This window comes from Methylosinus sp., from assembly GCF_036560965.1.
In the GTDB taxonomy this organism is placed as follows: Bacteria; Pseudomonadota; Alphaproteobacteria; order Rhizobiales; family Beijerinckiaceae; genus Methylosinus.
Map to the genome: position 1 here is coordinate 1 of NZ_DATBQF010000015.1, position 18,563 is coordinate 18,563.

Below are 18,563 nucleotides of genomic sequence, written 5' to 3' on the forward strand. Positions count from 1 at the left end.
GCGCATGCGCGCGCCCGGCGGCTCGTTCATCTGGCCATAGACCAGCGCGCATTTGGAGCCGGCTCCGCCGCCCTTCTTGTTGACGCCGCCCTCGATCATTTCGTGATAGAGGTCGTTTCCTTCGCGCGTGCGCTCGCCGACCCCGGCGAACACCGAATATCCGCCGTGCGCCTTGGCGACGTTGTTGATCAGCTCCATGATCAACACCGTCTTGCCGACGCCGGCGCCGCCGAACAGGCCGATCTTGCCACCCTTGGCGTAAGGCGCGAGCAGATCGACGACCTTGATGCCGGTCTCGAGGATCTGCGCCTCGGTCGCCTGCTCCGCATAGGACGGCGCCTGCTGATGAATGGCGCGGCGGGCGGTGGTCACGATCGGACCGGCCTCGTCGACCGGCTCGCCGATCACATTGATGATGCGGCCGAGCATCTCGTCGCCGACCGGCACCATGATGGGGGCGCCCGTGTCGGCCACCGGCGTGCCGCGCACGAGGCCTTCCGTCGAGTCCATGGCGATGGTGCGAACCGAGTTCTCGCCGAGATGCTGCGCCACTTCGAGAACGAGGCGATTGCCCTGATTGGTGGTCTCCAGAGCATTCAGGATTTCCGGCAGGTGATCGTCGAATTTCACGTCGACGACAGCGCCGATCACCTGCGTGATGTGACCCGTGGGCGTGGGGGTAGCCATTGTCTCGTCCTCTCGGCTGTTGTTCTGGTCAGAGCGCTTCGGCGCCCGAGATGATCTCGATGAGTTCCTTGGTGATGATCGCCTGGCGCGAACGATTGTAGAGCGTCGTCTGCTTTTTGATCATGTCGCCGGCGTTGCGCGTGGCGTTGTCCATCGCGCTCATGCGCGCGCCCTGCTCGGAAGCGGCGTTCTCGAGCAATGCGCGGAAAATCTGCACCGATATGTTGCGCGGCAGCAGCGTCGCCAGAATTTCGTCCTGGCCGGGCTCATATTCGTAGGACGCCTGCGGGCCGGTCGCCGCCGTGTCGTTCTCATTGGCGGAAATCTGCGCCGGGATCAGCTGCAACGCTGTCGGAAACTGCTGAATCACAGATTTGAAGCGCGAGAAGAACAGCGTCGCCACGTCGAACTCGCCGCTCTCGAACAGATCGATGACCTTGCGGCCGATCGCGTCGCCCTGCTCGAAGCCGAGCTGGCGTATGCCGCGCAGCTCGACCAGCTCGATGATGTTCTTCTCGTAATTGCGGCGGAGCTGGTCATAGCCCTTCTTGCCGACACAGAGAATCTTGACCGTCTTGCCCTGGCCTTGCAGCCGCTGGATATGCTCGCGGGCGAGACGCACGATCGAGGAGTTGAACGCGCCGCAGAGGCCGCGCTCGGCGGTCGCCACGACGAGAAGATGCGTCTCGTCCCGGCCATTGCCCGAGAGCAGCACCGGCGCGCCGGAGGAGACGCCCCCGGCGAGATTGGCGAGCACCTTCTCGATGCGCTCGGCGTAGGGACGCGCCGCCTCGGCGGCGACCTGCGCGCGACGCAGCTTGGCGGCCGCGACCATCTGCATGGCCTTGGTGATCTTCTGCGTCGCCTTGACGGAAGATATGCGGTTTCGAAGATCCTTCAACGAGGGCATGAGAGAACCCGTCTCATTGCGACCAGAACCGACCCGTCGTCGTTGCGGAACGCGAAGCGGAGACGCGATCCGAGAGCCGCGCGACGGCGCTCGGTCGTTTCGCTTCGCTCACCACGACGGGCCATTGATTCCGGTCCTTGGTTGCGCGCGTCAGGCGAAGGATTTCACGAAAGCGTCGATGACGCTCTTCAGCTCGGCGGCCGTCGCGTCCGGCAGATCCTTCGTCGTGCGGATCGTCTCGAGGATGTTCGGATACTGCGTGCGCAGCAGCGCCAGCAGTCCGTCCTCGAAAGCGCGCACGCGAGCGACCGGCAGCGGATCGAGATAGCCGTTGACGCCGGCGTAGATCACCACCGTCTGCTCTTCCATCTTCAGCGGCGAGAACTGCGGCTGCTTCAGCAGCTCGGTCAGGCGCGCGCCGCGGTTGAGCAGGCGCTGCGTCACCGCGTCGAGGTCGGAGCCGAACTGCGCGAAGGCCGCCATCTCGCGATACTGAGCGAGCTCGCCCTTGATCTTGCCGGCGACCTTCTTCGTCGCCTTGGTCTGCGCCGAGGAACCGACGCGCGACACCGAGAGGCCGACGTTCACCGCCGGGCGGACGCCCTGATAGAAGAGGTCCGTCTCCAAAAATATCTGGCCGTCGGTGATCGAGATGACATTCGTCGGAATATAGGCCGACACGTCATTGGCCTGCGTCTCGATGATCGGCAGCGCCGTCAGCGAGCCGGAGCCGCGCTCGTCATTGAGCTTGGCGGCGCGCTCGAGCAGGCGGGAGTGGAGATAGAACACGTCGCCCGGATAGGCCTCGCGTCCCGGAGGACGGCGCAGCAGCAGCGACATCTGGCGATAGGCGACCGCCTGCTTGGAGAGATCGTCATAGACGATCACGGCGTGCAGCCCGTTGTCGCGGAAATACTCGCCCATGGCGCAGCCGGCGAAGGGCGCCAGGAACTGCATCGGCGCGGGATCGGAAGCGGTGGCCGCCACGATGATCGAATAGTCGAGCGCGCCGCGCTCCTCCAGCACCTTCACGAATTGCGCGACGGTGGAGCGCTTCTGGCCCACCGCGACATAGACGCAATAGAGCTTCGCCTTGTCGTCGTCGCCATCGTTCAGCGACTTCTGGTTCAGGATCGTGTCGAGCGCGACGGCCGTCTTGCCGGTCTGGCGATCGCCGATGATCAGCTCGCGCTGGCCGCGGCCGATCGGGATCAGCGCGTCGATGGCCTTGAGGCCGGTCGCCATCGGCTCATGCACCGATTTGCGCGGAATGATGCCGGGCGCCTTCACGTCGACGCGAGCGCGCGTCTCGGCGTTGATCGGGCCCTTGCCGTCGATCGGATTGCCGAGCGCGTCCACGACGCGGCCGAGCAGCCCCTTGCCGACCGGAACGTCGACGATCGCGCCGGTGCGCTTGACCGTCTGGCCTTCCTTGATGTCGCGGTCGGAGCCGAAGATCACGACGCCGACATTGTCGCTCTCGAGATTGAGCGCCATGCCGGTGATGCCGTTCTCGAACTGGACCATCTCGCCGGCCTGGACATTGTCCAGCCCATAGACGCGGGCGATGCCGTCGCCGACCGACAGGACCTGACCGACCTCGGCGACTTCGGCCTCATTGCCGAAATTGGCGATCTCGTTCTTGAGGATCGCGGAAATCTCTGCGGCGCGAATAGCCATCAGCCGACCTCTTTCATGCGTGTTCGAATGGAATTGAGCTTGGTCTTCAGCGACGCGTCGAGCATGCGCGAGCCGATTTTGACGACGAGACCGCCGATGATCGCCGGATCGACCTTCACTTCGAGGTCGATCGTCTTGCCGCCGGTGACGCCGGCGAGCGCGTCGCGCAGAGCGCTCTCGTGATGAGAGGCGAGCGGCGCGGCCACGGTGACGTCGGCGCGCACGACGCCCTTGGCGGCGTCATGCAGCTTGCCATAGGCGGCGACGATGGCGGGAAGAAGGAAGAGGCGACGTTTTGTCGCGATGAGCTTCACGAAATTGGCCGCGACGCCCGTGACGCCGGCGGCGTCGAGAATAGGCGAGAGGGCCTTGATCTGCGTTTGCGCAGAATAGATCGGGCTCTTGATCAGGCGCTCGAGATCCTTGCTCTCGTCGATCAGCGCGACAAAGCCGCGCAGCGCCGTCGCGATCTCGTCGGTGGAGCCTTTCTCCACCGCGAGATCATAAAGGGCGGAAGCATATCGCCCCGCTACTCCGGATAGATCGTCTCCGCCTGAAGCCACTTGCGTATCGCTCTCGGATCGCCGTCGCTCGAGGCGCCTCGCGCGCAACGCAGATATGCGTGCGACGAAATCCGCAATGGCCTCGAACAACGTGTATTGTCGGGGGAAGGAGCCAAGGGCGACGCCCCAGCTCCAAGGCGATCGTCCCCTAACACAGCATATTTTGCGGCGCAACCCTGCGGTGGCTGCGGAGAGGGCGGTTTTCATGGATCGCCCAAAAAAGCGTCACCTCTCCGTCATCGCGCGCAGGCCGTCGACTTGGCCTTTGACAATGTTGTATTTTTTGATGCTTCGCGATTTTTCGACGCATGCGCGCGGACGTCGGCGGCTTGCGCCGCTCGCGCCGCCATGGCACTGCGAAATCATATCCACAGATGGAGACGAAAGATGACGCGAGCGGTGGTCGGCATCATCGGAGGATCGGGCGTCTATCATCTGCCCGGCCTGCAGGATTTGCGCGAGGAGCGCGTGACGACGCCCTGGGGCGACCCGTCCGACGCGCTGCATTTCGGCCGCATCGGCGAGACCGAGGTGGTGTTTTTGCCACGGCATGGGCGCGGTCACGCATTCTCGCCTTCGGGCATCAACTACCGCGCCAACATCTATGCGCTGAAGCAAGCGGGCGTGACCGATCTCGTGTCCGTCTCGGCTTGCGGCTCGTTCAAGTCGGAGCTCTATCCCGGGCTCTTCGTGCTGCCGGATCAATTCGTCGATCGCACATTCGGCCGGCAATCCTCCTTCTTCGGCAATGGCTGCGTCGCGCATGTCTCGTTGGCGCATCCGGTCGCGCCCTTGCTCGCCAAGCGCATCGCCGCTGCGGCGAAAGCGGAAAGCATCGAGCATTCCGTCGGCGGAACCTATGTCTGCATGGAAGGCCCGCAATTCTCGTCCTATGCGGAATCGCTGACCTACAAGGCCGCGGGCTATGACGTCATCGGCATGACCGCCATGCCGGAGGCCAAGCTGGCGCGCGAGGCGGAGCTCTCTTATGCGACCATCGCCATGGTCACGGATTTCGACTGCTGGCATCCAGAGCACGACAATGTCGATGTCGCCGCCGTCATCGCAGTGGTGCGCGACAACGCCGACAAGGCGAGCCGCCTGCTCGCGCGCCTGCTCAGCGATTTTCCGCAGGAGCACGAGCCCTGCCCGATCGGCTCCGACCGCGCGCTCGACAACGCAATTCTGACGGCGCCCGATGCGCGCGATCCGGAATTGTTGAAAAAGCTCGGCGTCATCGTCGCGCGTGTGAGCGGCGCGGCGGCGTGACGATCGCGTTCAGCCGCGGTTAATGGCGAATTCGCGAGCATAGACTCCGATAGAAGGAGCATTTCATGCGGATTTTTTCTCTCTTCGCCATATGCGCGCCGATGCTCGTCGTAACATCCGCCCATGCGGCGGAGCGCGCGCATTGGGATTTTCCCGTCGCCGAGGTCCACGGAACGGCGACGCAGAACGTCAAGCCAGATCACGCCGATATTCAGCTCGGCGTCTTCGCCGATAAGCCGACGGCCGCCGAGGCGACGGCCGAGCTCGCGCGCTTATCGTCAGCGCTCATGCAGGACATAGAGGCAGCCGGCGTCGTGCGCAAAAATATCCGTTCGAGAAACGTGCAAGTGGCGCCCCTCTATTCCGAGGAGCGCGACCCGACGAATCGACAAATCATCAAGCGGAGCCTGACCGGATTTCACGCCTCGACGGATATCGTCGTCTCGACCTCCGACGTCGATCGCGTCGGCGACATCATCGGCCGACTTCTCGGCGCCCATGCCAATCGGCTCAATGGCGTCTGGTTCCGCGTCACCGACAGATCGGAGCGCGAGGAGATATTGCTCGGCAAGGCGATCGCCAATGCGCGTCATCGCGCCGAGCTGCTCGCCGAAGGCGCTTCGATGAAGCTCGGCGAGTTGGTGGCTATCGACCTCGACCCAGAATTCGCGATGGGCGAAGCGGCCGATCTTCCCAGCATGCGCCCCGATTCCGGTCCGCGCTCGATCACCATTCCCGTCAATCCGGGCGACGAACGCATAGAGGCGAGCGTGAAAGGCGTTTGGCGGCTGCTGCCGAAATAGCGCGCCCGAGGGCCCGACCTCGCGTCACTCCTCGCAGCTCTCCAGCCACACATCCGCGAGTCCGCGCCGCTCGCAGACGCCCGCGAGATATTTCTCGATGCGGCGCACGCGCTCGGCGTTGGCGGGCGTGCCCGGCGCGTAATCCTTCGGATCATTGCCGGTCGCGACGAGCGCGAGAAACTCCTCGTCGTCCAATTCCGCGAGCGGCTTGCCGAACCATTTGCGCGCCGCGAAATCGAAGCCGTTTACATCGATGAAGGCGGCGAGCTGCGCATTCTTCGAGGTCTGCGCGCCGACGGCAAATTGCGCGATGAGCGTCTGGCGGATCTTTCCGAAGCCCGGCTTGAAATCGGCGAAATAGAGCTTTTTCACCACGGATTGCGCAACAGTGGTGGCGAGCGGCGCGCTCCAGTCGACGCCGCCATGCGTCCAAAAGCTCGGGTCCTGAACTTTGACGAGCGTCTCGATCCGCTCGCGCGAAAAGCCGGGCGGCAATTTCGCGCCGTGATCGGTTTCCGCCTCATAGCGCGCAAAGAGCGCCGGCGTCGCCGCGCGGGCGAGCGCGATGGAGACCGCCTCATAGCCGACGAGGGCGGCGAGCGCCGCGCCCGCGAAGGCGGCCAGCGCCGAGCCCGCCGTCGCCGCGGCGAAGGATCGGGCCCGTCTTTTCGCATACAGCATAATCTGACAACTCCCGCCGAAACTCCCGCCACACCTTGCCGATCCGGAGTTTTGCGAGGAAAATGGGCGGCGCTGCGACAGGCCCATGGCCATCTCGCGGCCGGCGCCCCGGCGATTGCGGCGAGACGGAGCAGCGGATGCCTTTCGGCCGAGAATGCGCTATGACACGACGAGCCGAACACAATTCGCCGAGATTTCGCCCATGTCCCTCGCCTCCTCGATTCGCACGATTCCCGACTATCCCAAGCCCGGCATCATGTTCCGCGACATCACCACTCTACTCGGCGACGCCAAGGCGTTTCGTCGCGCCGTGGACGAGCTGGTGCAGCCCTGGGCGGGAACGAAGATCGACAAAGTGGCGGGCATGGAGGCGCGCGGATTCATTCTGGGCGGCGCCGTCGCGCATCAATTGTCGGCCGGCTTCGTGCCCGTGCGCAAGAAGGGCAAGCTGCCGCACACGACCGTCTCCATCGCCTATTCGCTGGAATATGGCGTCGACGAGATGGAGGTGCACGAGGATGCGGTGACGAAGGGCGAGCGCGTGATTCTCGTCGACGATCTCATCGCCACCGGCGGCACGGCGGAAGGCGCCGTGAAGCTGCTGCAGAAGATCGGCGCGGAAGTGATCGCCGCCTGTTTCGTCATCGACCTGCCGGAGCTCGGCGGCGCGCGGAAAATCGAGGCGCTCGGCGTGCCGGTGCGCAGGCTCGTCTCCTTCGAGGGCCATTGATTTTGCCGGCCGGGAGCGCTTTTAGCCGCGTCTCGGCCGTTCCTTCGCCAATATCGCGTTTCCTAATGCGTATTTCGCTGATTCTGTAACGACAGCCATGACGTCGAAACCGTCGCGCCCCATCCTCCTCGCCACGGCGCTCGTTCTGAGCTTCGTCGAGATCGGCGTTTTTGCGGCCTTCGCGTCGCGCGGTCCTTCGCAGCGAGCCGAGCCTCCGCTGCGAGCCGAGCCTCCCCACGAAGCGATCGCCGCGCCGCCGCGAGCCGCCGAGCGGCTCTCCAACCCCTTCGGCGCCGTGCTGCAAAATCTACGCGGGGCCATTGTCGAGACCGCGCGACGCGAGGAGGCCGCCCCTTCGGAGGAGGCGCCGGCGGCCGTCGCGGAGCCGGTCGCTCCGGCGCCGTCCTTCCTCGCCTCGCCCTCTCCCTTTTGGTCGGCGGAGCCGACGCTTTCCGCCGCCGCCCCGCCCGGCGACGCGCCGCTGCCGCCGGCCCGGCCGCGCGATCTCGCCGCCGAGCCGTCGACGATTCCGCTGCCGCCGATCGCCGTGACGCCGCCGGCGCAGTCCGCGGCCATGCCGGCGCTCGCCCTCGCCGCGGCACCGCCGGCCAATGAGCTGCCGCCCCTCACCCGCCGCGACGACGGGAATTTTCGAATGGGCGCTGCGGTCTATGTCCGCATTTTCAAGAAGGAAGGCGAGCTCGAGCTCTGGCAGAAGCAAGGCGGACATTACGCGCTCTATCGGACCTATCCGATCTGCCGATGGTCCGGCCATCTCGGGCCGAAGCTGCAATCGGGAGATTATCAATCGCCCGAGGGTTTCTACAGCGTCTCGGCGCGCCAGCTCAATCCGAACTCCCATTATCATCGCGCCTTCGACATCGGCTTTCCGAACGCTTTCGACCGGCAGAACGGCCGCACCGGCGGCTCGCTGATGGTCCATGGCGCCTGCAAATCCGTCGGCTGCTTCGCTATGACCGACAGGGTCATCGATGAAATCTACGGCCTGGTCGAGGCCGCGCTGCGTGGCGGACAGCGTGAGGTGCCGGTCCATATTTTCCCCTTCCGCATGACCGATACGGCCTTCGCCAAGGAGACGCAGGGCGATTGGACGACGTTCTGGTCGGCTCCGCCGGAGCATCAGCAATGGAGCGGCTTCTGGCGGAATTTGAAGGAAGGCTATGACCTTTTCGAGCAGACCGGCGAGCCGCCGACCGCCTACGCCTGCGGCTCACGCTACGCCTTCGGTCCCGCCGGCGGCTCCTGCCGTCGCATCGCCGGCTGGTAATCAATCGAAAATACCGATCGATTCGACAAGGATAATGCGTTGGACCGATTGATCTGAGACTGCGATCTGGACCGGACCCCAGAATGGAGTTCGGCCAAATGGAAGCTGTCTCGTCCGCCGCGCCCGCTTACCCGGGAACCGCGCCCTCCTTTCGCTCCCGCGCTCTCCGCTCTCTGCGCGGCGGCCTCGCCCCGCTCCCCGGCGTCGCCTTGACGGCGGCCATAGCGGCGGCGGCCTTCGCGCTGCGCCAAATTCCCGGCGTCGGCGCGCTGAGCCCGATGATCCTCGCCATTCTCATCGGCGTCGGCGTCCGCAATGGTTTCGGCGCACCGGCCTGGGCCGCGCCCGGCGTCGCCTTCTCGCTGCGCAAGCTCCTGCGCTTCGCCATCGTGCTGCTCGGCCTGCAATTATCGGCGGCGCAGATCGCCGATGTCGGCGTCGCCGGCCTCGCCATTATCGCCGCCACGCTGGTCGCCACTTTCCTTTTCACCACGGGTCTCGGCCGCGCGCTGGGCGTCGACGCCAAGCTCGCGCGATTGATCGCCGCCGGCACATCGATCTGCGGCGCCTCGGCGGTGGTGGCGGCCAATGCGATCACGCGCGCCCGCGACGAGGATGTCGCCTACGCCATCGCCTGCGTCACCGTTTTCGGCACGCTGGCGATGGTCTCCTATCCCGCGCTCGCCGATCTCGCACGGCTCGGCCCGCGCGCCTATGGTCTATGGGCCGGCGCCTCGATCCATGAAGTCGCGCAAGTGATCGCCGCGAGCTTTCAACATGGCCGCGAGGCCGGCGATTTCGGCGCCGTGGCCAAATTGTCGCGCGTCATGCTGCTCGCGCCGACCTTGCTCACGCTCGCCTTCGCGGCGCGGAGAGGCGGGCGCGGCGAGGAAAAGTTTTCGCCGCCCTTCCCCTGGTTCGTGATAGGCTTTCTCGCCTTGGTCGGCGTCGGCAGCCTGGTCGCCATCCCGCCGGACGCGAAAGCGGCGATCGCGACGACGACGACCGTCCTGTTGTCGATGGCGCTCGCCGCCATGGGGCTCGAGACCGATGTCGCCGCCCTGCGCGCCAAGGGGCTTCGCCCGCTGGCGCTGGGCTTCGCCGCCTCGCTCTTCGTGTCCGGCTTCAGCCTCGCGCTCATCGAGGCGTTCTTTCGCTGAGGCGTCATGACGCTCGAGCAATTGCGCATCTTCGTCGCCGTCGCCGAGCGCGAGCATGTCACGCAAGGGGCGCGCGACCTCAATCTCACCCAATCGGCAACGAGCGCGGCCATCGCGGCGCTCGAAACCCGCTACGCCACGAAATTATTCGACCGCGTGGGACGCAGAATCGCGCTCACCGAGGCCGGACGATTGTTTCTCGTCGAGGCGAGAGCGGTGCTAGCGCGCGCCGCGGCGGCGGAGGCGACCCTCTTCGATCTCGCCGGCCTCGAATGCGGCTCGCTGAGCATCGCCGCGAGCCAGACGGTCGGAAACTACTGGCTGCCGCCGATCCTCCATCGCTATCGCACGCTCTACCCCAAAATCGCGATAGAGCTGAAAATCTGCAACACGCTGACGGCCGCCGACATGGCGCGCGCCGGCGTCGTCGATTTCGCGATCGTCGAAGGCGAGATTTGCGACACCTCCCTGGCGATCGAGCCGGTCGCCCGGGACGAGCTGAAGCTCGTGACCTTTCCCGGCCATCCCTGGACGCGGGCGAAGCCGAAGCAGGCGGATGATTATCGGTCCGCGAATTGGGTTCTGCGCGAGAAGGGCTCGGGAACGCGCGCCATTTTCGAGGCCGTCCTCGGCCAATTCGGCGTCGACGCCGCCGAGCTGCGCATCGCGCTGGAGCTGCCGACGCACGAGGCGGTCGCTGCGGCGGTGGCGGCGGGCGCCGGCGTCGCCATGCTTCCGAGCCTCATCGCCGAGGCTTCCGCCGGGACCTTGGCGCCGCTCGACATTCCGCTGCCGAATCGCCGATTTCTCGCCTTGCGGCGCGAAGGCCGCCACATCACCCATGCGGCGCTGGCCTTTCGCGCGCTCTTGCAGCCCGGCTCGCCCTGAATCGCGCGCCGGCGCGCGGCGCATTCTCTCCCGCGCGCCGACGCGCCGCCGCTCGGACGTTCCCGTCGTCCGTCGGTCAGCGGAACAATTGCGACAATTGGTGCATGACGACGAGGAAGAAGGCGAGCACCGCGCCAATTCCCAACAAAGCTTTCACGACACTGCCGGCATTGCTCGTCTGCATGGCTCCCGCTCCGTGTTCGTTTGCGACGGATGGACGGTAGCGGAGCCAAAAATTGCGCTAAACCGCCAAGATTCCGGAGCCGACGGGTCCAAACGATCGCCAGGCGCGCCCGGCTTGACAGAGCGCGCGCGGCCGGAGGAAGCTGCCGGCGGCCCTGGGAAAAGAGCAATAATGCCGAATGGAGGGGTCCAATGACGCGCCCCTTCGCCTTCAGCCTGTCGCGCGCGATCGACCCGCGCCGCGGCGCGCCGCTCTATCTCCAGATCGTCCATTCGCTCATTCACGACATCAGGAGCGGACGGCTCGCGCCGGGCGCCGCTCTGCCGAGCAGCCGCGAGCTGGCCGAATCGCTCGGCGTCAATCGCAAGACGATCGTGCTGGCCTATGACGAGCTCGTCGCCCAGGGCTGGTTCACGACCCATGGCACGCGCGGAACCTTCGTCTCCGCCGAGCTGCCCGAGACGCTGCCGGCGCGGCGCGAGGCCTCCGCCGATCCGCGCACGCCCGGCTTTCCGTTCCGCGCGACGCCGAACCCCTCCTTCGTGCTGGCGGGGAAAGGTCTCGCCATCGACGACGGGCTTCCGGACGCGCGCCTTTTCTCGATGGACACGCTGCTGCGCGCCTATCGCGACGCGGGACGGCGCGCGGCGCGCTCCGGCGGGCTCGGCTATGGCGATCCGCGCGGGACCGGCGAGCTGCGGCGCGCCATCGCCGCGATGCTGGCCTCGCACCGCGGCCTCATCGTCGACGCCGAGGATGTCTGCATCACGCGCGGCAGCCAGATGGGGATTTTCCTCGCGGCGCGCATTCTCGTCGCGCCGGGCGACGCCGTGCTGGTCGAGGGGCTCGGCTATTCGGCGGCGCGCGAAGCCTTCGCCGCCGCCGGCGCCGAGGTGATCGGCGCCCGCCTCGACGCGGACGGCGTCGATGTCGAGGATGTCGAGCGACTGTGCCGACGACATCCCGTGCGCGCCCTCTATGTGACGCCGCACCATCAGTTCCCGACGACCGTTCCGCTGACGCCGGAGCGGCGGCTGCGGCTGCTGGACCTCGCCGCGAAATTCGAATTCGCGATCCTGGAAGACGATTACGATCATGAATTCCATTTCGAGCGCCAGCCACTGCTCCCCATGGCGAGCTATGCGCCGGGACGGGTGATCTATATCGGCTCGATGTCCAAGCTGCTGCTGCCCGGATTGCGCATCGGCTATGTCGTCGCGCCGACGCCGGTGGCGAGGTCCATGGCCAACGCCGCGGCGGCGGTGGATCGCCAGGGCAATGCGCTGACCGAGCTCGCCGTGGCCGATCTCATCGATTCCGGCGAGCTGCGCCGCCATGTGCGCAAGGCGCGCCAGATCTATGCGCAGCGGCGCGACGCTTTCGGCGATTTGCTCGCTCGCTCCTTCGGCGAGGCGATCGGCTTCCGCATCCCCGCCGGCGGCCTCGCCTTTTGGACGACCTTCCACGACGAGGCGACGCTCGACGCGCTCGAGCGCAACGCCGCCGCCCATGGCCTGCGCTTCCTGCCGTCGCGCTGCTTCGCGGCGCCGCCGCAATGCGGGCGCGGCCTGCGCCTCGGCTTCGGCAGCCTCGACGCCGCCGAGGCGGAGCGCGTCATCGCGCGCCTGCGCCGCGCCGCCCTCGCCGAGCCCTCGCTATCCTGTTGATTTGGGGAGCTCTGCCCAGCCGATCTGGACGTAGCCGGCCGCTCGAGCCACATTGGACGCGAGCCCGGGCCGGGGCGACGCGGAGAGACGCCGATGGGAGCGACGCAGGAGAATAGTCGCGCGACGGTCGTCGCCGACGCCGCGAAAGACGCGCTCTGGGATCATATTCTCCGCGAGGCCGAGGATATGCTGGCGCGCGAACCGGCGATGGCGAGCCTGCTGCTGACATTCGTCCTCAACCGACCGTCCTTCGAGGACGCGGTCGCGCGACGATGCGCGGCGCGCCTCGGCGGCGCGGTGACGGAGGACCTTCTCTTCGACGCCTTCGCCCGCGCGCTCGACGCCGATTCCACGATCGGAGACGCGTTTCGCGCCGACATCAAAGCGGTCGTCGAGCGCGACGCCGCCTGCGGCCGGCTGATCGAGCCCCTGCTGTTCTTCAAGGGCTTCCACGCGCTTCAGACGCATCGGCTCGCGCATTGGCTGTGGAGCAACGGCCAGACGGATTTCGCGCTCTATCTGCAGAGCCGCTCCTCCGACGCCTTCCAGACCGATATTCATCCGGCAGCCCGCTTCGGCCGCGGCATATTCCTCGATCATGCGACCGGACTCGTCGTCGGCGCGACGGCGGTCGTCGACGACGACGTCTCCATTTTGCAGAGCGTGACGCTGGGCGGCACCGGCAAGGAGAGCGGCGATCGCCATCCCAAGGTGCGGCGCGGCGTGATGATCGCCGCCGGCGCGAAGATTCTCGGCAATATCGAGGTCGGCGCCTGCTCGCGCGTCGCGGCGGGCTCGGTCGTGCTGCATCCGGTGCCGCGCAATTGCACTGTCGCCGGCGTCCCCGCCAAAGTGGTGGGAACCGCCGGCTGCGCCGAGCCGGCGCGCGACATGGATCAGTTCCTGAACAGCCTCTCTTACGATTCGTTCAGCTATTCCATCTGACCCGCCTATCGTTATTCAAGGCTTCTCTCTTCAAGGCGTCTCTCGACAAGTCTCTCGACAAGTCTCTTGGCCGACGCGGCCGGCGAGCTGCGCGAAGGAAAAGGCTTTGCCGGCCGCCGATTCGCGCAGAGCGAGACGCAGCAGCCGCGCCGGAAAGCAGATCGCCTCGAAATTGGCGTCGCGCAGCTCGCGCGGCCGCAGCGGATCGCGCGCCAGAGAACGCTCGACGTCGCCGAGCAGCGCGTCGATCTCCTCCGCGCCGAGCACGCCCTTGTCGCGCAATGCGCCGAACAGCGCCGAGAGTATGGCGTAGACGCCCTCGAGCTGAAGATTGGCCGTGTTCATATGTCGCCTCCGACGCCCCTTCAGCGTAACCGCCGGCGCGGCGATTCGATCCATCGGCCGCGAAAAATTGTTGCCGACGCAAATCGAAGCGGTTCAACCCGCGCTCCAGCGCAGCACGGGCTTGCGCGCGGCGGCGGTCTCGTCGAGGCGGCGGCGCGGGGCGTAGCGCGGCGCTCGCGTGAAGCGGCCCGTCTCGCCGCGCTTCGCGCTGGCGACGAGAGCGCGCAAAGTCGTGACGAAGAGATCGAGCGAGCGCTTCGATTCCGATTCTGTCGGCTCGATCAGCATGGCGCCGTGAACGACGAGCGGGAAATAGATCGTCATCGGGTGAAAGCCCTCGTCGATCATCGCCTTGGCGAAATCGAGCGTCGTGACGCCCGTCCCCTCGAGAAAGGCGTCGTCGAACAGAACCTCATGCATGCAGGCGCGGTCGCCATAGGGCTGCGTCATCACATCGCGCAGCGCGGCGCGCAGATAATTGGCCGACAGCACGGCGTCGCGCGAGGCCTGCGCGAGCCCATCCGAGCCATGCGACAAAATATAGGCGAGCGCGCGCACGAAAGTTCCGAATTGTCCGTGGAACGCCGTGAGCCGGCCGAGGCTCTGCGTGCCTCGCGCGTCCTCGACGAGCCGAATCGTCTCGCCGTCGCGCAGCAGAAACGGAACCGGCGCGAAAGGCGCGAGCCGCTGCGAGAGAACGACCGGCCCCGAGCCCGGGCCGCCGCCGCCATGCGGCGTCGAGAAGGTCTTGTGCAGATTGAGATGCATCGCGTCGACGCCCATGTCACCGGGCCGCGCGACGCCGGCGATGGCGTTGAAATTGGCGCCGTCGCAATAGAAATAGCCGCCCGCCTCGCGCACGCGCCGCGCTATGGCGACGACATTGCGCTCGAACAGGCCGCAGGTATTGGGATTGGTGAGCATGATCGCCGCGACATCCGGGCCGAGCGCGGCCGCGACCGCCTCCTCGCTCACCACGCCGTCAGCTCCGGCCTCGATCGCGCGCGGGCGAAAGCCGAGCAGAGCGGCGCTCGCCGGATTGGTGCCATGCGCCGATTGCGGAATGAGAATCGTCTTGCGCGCATCCGCTTCGCCGCGCGCCTCGAGCGCCGCCTTGATCGCCATGAGGCCGCAGAGCTCGCCATGCGCGCCGGCTTTGGGCGAGAGCGCGATCGCGCTCATTCCGGTGAGCGCGAGCAGCCAGCGCGACAGCTCCTCCATCAACGCGAGTGCGCCCGGCGCGGTGGATTGCGGCTGCAGCGGATGAATATCGGCGAAGCCCTCGAGCCGCGCCATTTTCTCATCGAGTCGCGGATTATGCTTCATCGTGCAGGAGCCCAGCGGATAGAGCCCCGCGTCGATCGAATAATTCATGCGCGACAGACGCACATAATGGCGCATCGCCTCGGGCTCGGAGAGGCCTGGCAGGCCGATCGGCCGCTTGCGCTCGAGATCGCCGAGCCGCGACGCGAAGGGCGCAGGCTCTTCCATGTCGACGCCGGTCGTCTCCGGGCGGCCGATCTCGAAGATCGGCGGCTCCTCTTGATCGAGCCCGCGATTTCCCGAGACGGTCGCGAAAGAAAAATCCTCTGGATGATCGAGCATCAGAGCGCCCCTTTCAATGCGGCGACGAAGGCCTCGCGATCCTCCACCGTATCGACCTCGGTGCAGGCGACGATGAGAAGATCGTCGAGCCCCGCGCCCGGCAGCAGACGCGAGACCGGGACGCCGGCGAGCACGCCCTGCTCCGCCATATGCTCGACGAGCTGCACCGCGTCGCGCGGAACGCGCAGAGTGAATTCGTTGAAGAAGCGCTCATTGAGCGTCTCGACTCCGGGAACGGCGGCGAGACGCTCGGCGAGATCGACGGCGCTCGCATGATTGACCCGCGCGAGACGGCGCAGCCCCGCCTCGCCGAGCAGGCTCAGATGAATGCTGAAGGCGAGCGCGCAGAGATTGGAGTTGGTGCAGATGTTGGAGGTCGCCTTGTCGCGGCGAATATGCTGCTCGCGCGCCGAGAGCGTCGCGACATAGCCTCGGCGTCCGTCCGCATCGACGGTCTCGCCGACGAGGCGCCCCGGCGTCTGACGCAGATAGAGCTGCCGTGTCGCGAGCAGGCCGAGATAGGGCCCGCCGAAGGAGAGCGGATTGCCGAGCGATTGGCCCTCGCCGACGACGATATCCGCGCCCATCTCGCCCGGCGGCGTCAGCAGGCCGAGAGAGACGACCTCGGTGAAGACGGCGATCAGCAACGCGCCATGACGATGGCAGGCCTCGGCGATCGGCGTGAGATCGCGCAGATTGCCGAAGACGTCCGGCGTCTGCACGATGACGCAGGAGACGCTCTCGTCGATCGCCGACGCAATGTCTTCCCTTGCGCGCACGTCCGGCGCGAGGGAGACGATCGCGTCGCCCGCGAAATGCGAGATCGTGCGCAGCACTTGCGCATAATGCGGATGCAGGCCGCCGGAGAGCACGGCTTTGGGCCGCTTGGTGATGCGATGCGCCATCAGCGCCGCCTCGGCGCAGGCGGTCGAGCCGTCATACATCGACGCGTTGGCGATCTCCATGCCGGTCAGCATGGCGACCTGCGTCTGAAACTCGAAGAGATATTGCAGCGTGCCCTGCGATATCTCCGGCTGATAGGGCGTGTAGCTGGTGAGGAACTCCGAGCGCTGGACGAGATGATCGACGCTCGCCGGAATGTGATGCCGATAAGCGCCCGCGCCGATGAAGAATGGCGCGCGCGCGGCCGAGAGATTGCGTTTCGCCATGGCGCCGAGCAGACGCTCGACCAACATCTCCGATTTGCCGCGCGGAAGATCGAGCGGCGCGTCGAGGCGCAGCGCCTCGGGCACGTCGGCGTAGAGCGCAGCGACATCGGCGACGCCGATCGCGGCGCGCATCTGCGCGCGATCCTCTTGCGTCAAGGGCAGGTAGCGCATGGGCTCATCCCTCGCTCTCGAGAAAGGCGCGATAGGCGTCTTCGTCCAGCAGCGCGTCGAGCTCGGCGGGGTTCTCGACGCGCAGCGTCAGCAGCCAGCCTTCGCCGAGCGGGTCCTTGTTCACCGCATCCGGCGACGATACGAGACCCTCATTGACGGCCAAGACCTCGCCGGAAATCGGCGCATAGACCTCGCTCGCCGCCTTGACGCTCTCGATCGTCGCCAATTGCTCGCCTCTCGCGACGCGCTTGCCCGGCGCGGGGAGCTCGACAAAGACGATGTCGCCGAGCTGCGACTGCGCGAAATCGGTGATGCCGATCGTCGCGACGGCGCCGTCGACGCGCAGAAAATCATGATCCTTGGTGTAGCGCTCGCCGCTCATGATCTGTCCTTTCCGGTGGACTCGCGGAAATAGCGATGCGGGACGAAAGGCATCGAGGCGACCTCGACCCGGACGGGCTTGTCGCGAAGGCGACTTTCCAGCCAGACGCCAGGGGCCGCGAAGGCCGTTTCGACATAGGCCATGGCGATGGGCCGCGAGAGCGTCGGCGAATAGCCGCCCGAGGTGATGCGACCGACGACGCGTCCATCCGGGGCCGCCAGCGTCGCGCCTTCGCGCAAAGGCGCCCGCCCCTCGGGCAAAAGCCCGACGCGTTTGCGCGCGGGCCCTTCGGTCAAGGCGGCGCGAATGCGCTGATAGCCGGGAAAGCCGCCCTGCTCGCGACGGCGGCGGCCGATCGACCAGGCGAGGCCCGCCTCGACCGGATCGGTGGTCGCGTCCAGATCATGGCCATAGAGGCAGAGTCCCGCCTCGAGCCGCAGCGAATCGCGCGCGCCGAGCCCGGCCGGCGCGACATCGGGATGCGCGAGCAGCGCCTCCGCGAAGATCTGGGCGAGATGATTGGGCACGGAGATCTCGAAACCGTCCTCGCCCGTGTAGCCGGAGCGCGAGACGAAAACGCCGGCGCCGCGAAACTCCGCGGCGCGCCAGCCCATGAAAGGCGTATCTGCGATATCGGGGAGGATCGTCGCCAGCGCGGCGGCGGCGCTGGGCCCTTGCAGCGCGAGCAGCGCGCGTCCGGCCAGCACGCTGAGCGCGAGCTGCGGCAGCTCCTGTCGCAAATAGGCGAAGTCCTGAACCTTGGCGGCGGCATTGACGACGAGGAGCAGCCGCTCGTCACGGCCGGGCAGCCGCGTGATCATCAGATCGTCGAGCACGCCGCCATCCTCGGCGAGAAGCTGGCTATATCGCGTGCGTTCGGGAGGAAGATCGCCGATATCGGCTGGAACGAGGCTCTCGATCAGCGCGGCGGCGCCACGGCCGCCGAGAATCGCCTGGCCCATATGAGAGACGTCGAAAAGACTGGCTTTTTCCCGCGTATGCAGATGCTCCGCGACGACGCCCGCCTTGTAGTGAAGCGGCAGCTCATAGCCGGCAAAGGGCGCCATGCGCGCGCCGAGACGACGGTGCAGAGCGTCGAGCGGGGTCTTTTCCAGCGTTGTCGGCGTGGTTGGGGCGAAGCTTTCGCTCAAAGGGCGCTCCCGACAGTCGGCGTTCCGCATAGGGCGGATTGCTCCGCCCGGCTCGCGCCCCCTCTGTCTGGAGACCTGAGAGATTCCCTGCAGCGCAGGTTACGCCCTTCGGTGGGCGCGGACGAGCCGCGCCACTTTCCAGAGTGCCTCTTCCTCCGCGGTCCTTTTGCCTGAGCGTTTCCGGGGCGGTTGCGCCTTCGGCTCCGGCGCGAGCGCCGGTCTCTTCCGCGAAGTTCGTCGAGACATTGGAAAGATGAGATCGAAACGCGCGCACGTCAAGCCTAG

At 66.5% G+C, this 18,563-nt stretch carries 17 protein-coding genes, 1 pseudogene and 1 riboswitch; of the genes and pseudogenes, 8 read left to right on the top strand and 10 right to left on the bottom strand.

Annotated elements, in window-relative coordinates:
* The 4 genes and pseudogenes from VIF40_RS03705 to VIF40_RS03720 all read right to left on the bottom strand — a co-directional run.
* Nucleotides 1-666 (bottom strand): annotated as a pseudogene (locus VIF40_RS03705) (F0F1 ATP synthase subunit beta); the annotation flags it as partial.
* 49 nt (nt 667-715) lie between these two features.
* Nucleotides 716-1,597, bottom strand: coding sequence for a F0F1 ATP synthase subunit gamma (locus VIF40_RS03710; protein WP_331936173.1), 882 nt, complete (start codon nt 1,595-1,597; stop codon nt 716-718).
* 150 nt (nt 1,598-1,747) lie between these two features.
* Nucleotides 1,748-3,277, bottom strand: coding sequence for a F0F1 ATP synthase subunit alpha (gene atpA / locus VIF40_RS03715; RefSeq protein ID WP_331936174.1), 1,530 nt, complete (start codon nt 3,275-3,277; stop codon nt 1,748-1,750).
* Nucleotides 3,277-3,840, bottom strand: coding sequence for a F0F1 ATP synthase subunit delta (locus tag VIF40_RS03720; RefSeq protein ID WP_331936175.1), 564 nt, complete (start codon nt 3,838-3,840; stop codon nt 3,277-3,279). Before VIF40_RS03720 ends, atpA begins: the two co-directional genes overlap by 1 nt.
* A 387-nt stretch (nt 3,841-4,227) precedes the next feature.
* On the opposite strand from VIF40_RS03720, the gene VIF40_RS03725 reads away from it, so the two are divergent.
* Both VIF40_RS03725 and VIF40_RS03730 read left to right on the top strand, forming a co-directional pair.
* Complete coding sequence (locus tag VIF40_RS03725) at nt 4,228-5,109, top strand: S-methyl-5'-thioadenosine phosphorylase (RefSeq protein ID WP_331936176.1); 882 nt, start codon at nt 4,228-4,230, stop codon at nt 5,107-5,109.
* Nucleotides 5,110-5,174: 65 nt separating this feature from the next.
* Nucleotides 5,175-5,912: an SIMPL domain-containing protein gene (locus VIF40_RS03730; protein WP_331936177.1), complete on the top strand. Its 738-nt coding sequence runs from the start codon at nt 5,175-5,177 to the stop codon at nt 5,910-5,912.
* 24 nt (nt 5,913-5,936) lie between these two features.
* Here the strand turns inward: VIF40_RS03730 and VIF40_RS03735 are convergent, their stop codons facing one another.
* Complete coding sequence (locus VIF40_RS03735; protein ID WP_331936178.1) at nt 5,937-6,593, bottom strand: transglycosylase domain-containing protein; 657 nt, start codon at nt 6,591-6,593, stop codon at nt 5,937-5,939.
* Nucleotides 6,594-6,795: 202 nt separating this feature from the next.
* Here VIF40_RS03735 and VIF40_RS03740 point away from each other — a divergent pair, with 202 nt between their 5' ends.
* From VIF40_RS03740 to cysE, 6 genes are all read left to right on the top strand, one after another.
* Nucleotides 6,796-7,323, top strand: a complete 528-nt coding sequence (locus VIF40_RS03740; protein ID WP_331936179.1) for an adenine phosphoribosyltransferase — start codon at nt 6,796-6,798, stop codon at nt 7,321-7,323.
* A 97-nt stretch (nt 7,324-7,420) separates the two neighbouring features.
* Nucleotides 7,421-8,611: a murein L,D-transpeptidase family protein gene (locus VIF40_RS03745; RefSeq protein ID WP_331936180.1), complete on the top strand. Its 1,191-nt coding sequence runs from the start codon at nt 7,421-7,423 to the stop codon at nt 8,609-8,611.
* A gap of 98 nt (nt 8,612-8,709) precedes the next feature.
* Nucleotides 8,710-9,771, top strand: coding sequence for a YeiH family protein (locus VIF40_RS03750; protein WP_331936181.1), 1,062 nt, complete (start codon nt 8,710-8,712; stop codon nt 9,769-9,771).
* 6 nt (nt 9,772-9,777) lie between these two features.
* A complete protein-coding gene (locus tag VIF40_RS03755; protein WP_331936182.1) occupies nt 9,778-10,659 on the top strand; it encodes a LysR substrate-binding domain-containing protein in 882 nt (293 codons plus the stop codon).
* A gap of 375 nt (nt 10,660-11,034) precedes the next feature.
* Nucleotides 11,035-12,510 carry a PLP-dependent aminotransferase family protein gene (locus tag VIF40_RS03760; RefSeq protein ID WP_331936183.1) on the top strand — a complete coding sequence of 492 codons (1,476 nt, stop codon included), beginning with the start codon at nt 11,035-11,037 and terminating at the stop codon, nt 12,508-12,510.
* A gap of 93 nt (nt 12,511-12,603) precedes the next feature.
* Nucleotides 12,604-13,455 carry a serine O-acetyltransferase gene (cysE, locus tag VIF40_RS03765; protein WP_331936184.1) on the top strand — a complete coding sequence of 284 codons (852 nt, stop codon included), beginning with the start codon at nt 12,604-12,606 and terminating at the stop codon, nt 13,453-13,455.
* Nucleotides 13,456-13,485: 30 nt separating this feature from the next.
* Here the strand turns inward: cysE and VIF40_RS03770 are convergent, their stop codons facing one another.
* The 5 genes from VIF40_RS03770 to gcvT all read right to left on the bottom strand — a co-directional run bounded on the left by VIF40_RS03770 (nt 13,486) and on the right by gcvT (nt 18,278).
* The gene (locus VIF40_RS03770; RefSeq protein ID WP_331936185.1) at nt 13,486-13,800 is read right to left on the bottom strand and encodes a hypothetical protein; all 315 of its coding nucleotides are present in this window, start codon (nt 13,798-13,800) and stop codon (nt 13,486-13,488) included.
* 93 nt (nt 13,801-13,893) lie between these two features.
* Entirely contained in the window at nt 13,894-15,405 is a 1,512-nt protein-coding gene (gene gcvPB / locus VIF40_RS03775) for an aminomethyl-transferring glycine dehydrogenase subunit GcvPB (RefSeq protein ID WP_331936186.1), read from the bottom strand.
* Nucleotides 15,405-16,745: an aminomethyl-transferring glycine dehydrogenase subunit GcvPA gene (gene gcvPA, locus VIF40_RS03780; RefSeq protein WP_331936187.1), complete on the bottom strand. Its 1,341-nt coding sequence runs from the start codon at nt 16,743-16,745 to the stop codon at nt 15,405-15,407. The genes gcvPB and gcvPA overlap by 1 nt, the downstream gene beginning before the upstream one ends.
* A 4-nt stretch (nt 16,746-16,749) precedes the next feature.
* Nucleotides 16,750-17,127, bottom strand: a complete 378-nt coding sequence (gene gcvH / locus VIF40_RS03785) for a glycine cleavage system protein GcvH (RefSeq protein ID WP_331936188.1) — start codon at nt 17,125-17,127, stop codon at nt 16,750-16,752.
* The gene (gene gcvT / locus VIF40_RS03790) at nt 17,124-18,278 is read right to left on the bottom strand and encodes a glycine cleavage system aminomethyltransferase GcvT (protein ID WP_331936189.1); all 1,155 of its coding nucleotides are present in this window, start codon (nt 18,276-18,278) and stop codon (nt 17,124-17,126) included. The genes gcvH and gcvT overlap by 4 nt, the downstream gene beginning before the upstream one ends.
* 148 nt (nt 18,279-18,426) lie before the next feature.
* Nucleotides 18,427-18,516: riboswitch (glycine riboswitch) on the bottom strand.
* Nucleotides 18,517-18,563: the final 47 nt, after the last annotated feature.

Coding starts and splice junctions, on each gene's coding strand:
- VIF40_RS03710 (WP_331936173.1), bottom strand. CDS start 1,597: ATGCCCTCGTTGAAGGATCTTCGAAACCGCATATCTTCCGTCAAGGCG.
- atpA (WP_331936174.1), bottom strand. CDS start 3,277: ATGGCTATTCGCGCCGCAGAGATTTCCGCGATCCTCAAGAACGAGATC.
- VIF40_RS03725 (WP_331936176.1), top strand. CDS start 4,228: ATGACGCGAGCGGTGGTCGGCATCATCGGAGGATCGGGCGTCTATCAT.
- VIF40_RS03730 (WP_331936177.1), top strand. CDS start 5,175: ATGCGGATTTTTTCTCTCTTCGCCATATGCGCGCCGATGCTCGTCGTA.
- VIF40_RS03735 (WP_331936178.1), bottom strand. CDS start 6,593: ATGCTGTATGCGAAAAGACGGGCCCGATCCTTCGCCGCGGCGACGGCG.
- VIF40_RS03740 (WP_331936179.1), top strand. CDS start 6,796: ATGTCCCTCGCCTCCTCGATTCGCACGATTCCCGACTATCCCAAGCCC.
- VIF40_RS03745 (WP_331936180.1), top strand. CDS start 7,421: ATGACGTCGAAACCGTCGCGCCCCATCCTCCTCGCCACGGCGCTCGTT.
- VIF40_RS03750 (WP_331936181.1), top strand. CDS start 8,710: ATGGAAGCTGTCTCGTCCGCCGCGCCCGCTTACCCGGGAACCGCGCCC.
- VIF40_RS03755 (WP_331936182.1), top strand. CDS start 9,778: ATGACGCTCGAGCAATTGCGCATCTTCGTCGCCGTCGCCGAGCGCGAG.
- VIF40_RS03760 (WP_331936183.1), top strand. CDS start 11,035: ATGACGCGCCCCTTCGCCTTCAGCCTGTCGCGCGCGATCGACCCGCGC.
- cysE (WP_331936184.1), top strand. CDS start 12,604: ATGGGAGCGACGCAGGAGAATAGTCGCGCGACGGTCGTCGCCGACGCC.
- VIF40_RS03770 (WP_331936185.1), bottom strand. CDS start 13,800: ATGAACACGGCCAATCTTCAGCTCGAGGGCGTCTACGCCATACTCTCG.
- gcvPB (WP_331936186.1), bottom strand. CDS start 15,405: ATGCTCGATCATCCAGAGGATTTTTCTTTCGCGACCGTCTCGGGAAAT.
- gcvPA (WP_331936187.1), bottom strand. CDS start 16,745: ATGCGCTACCTGCCCTTGACGCAAGAGGATCGCGCGCAGATGCGCGCC.
- gcvH (WP_331936188.1), bottom strand. CDS start 17,127: ATGAGCGGCGAGCGCTACACCAAGGATCATGATTTTCTGCGCGTCGAC.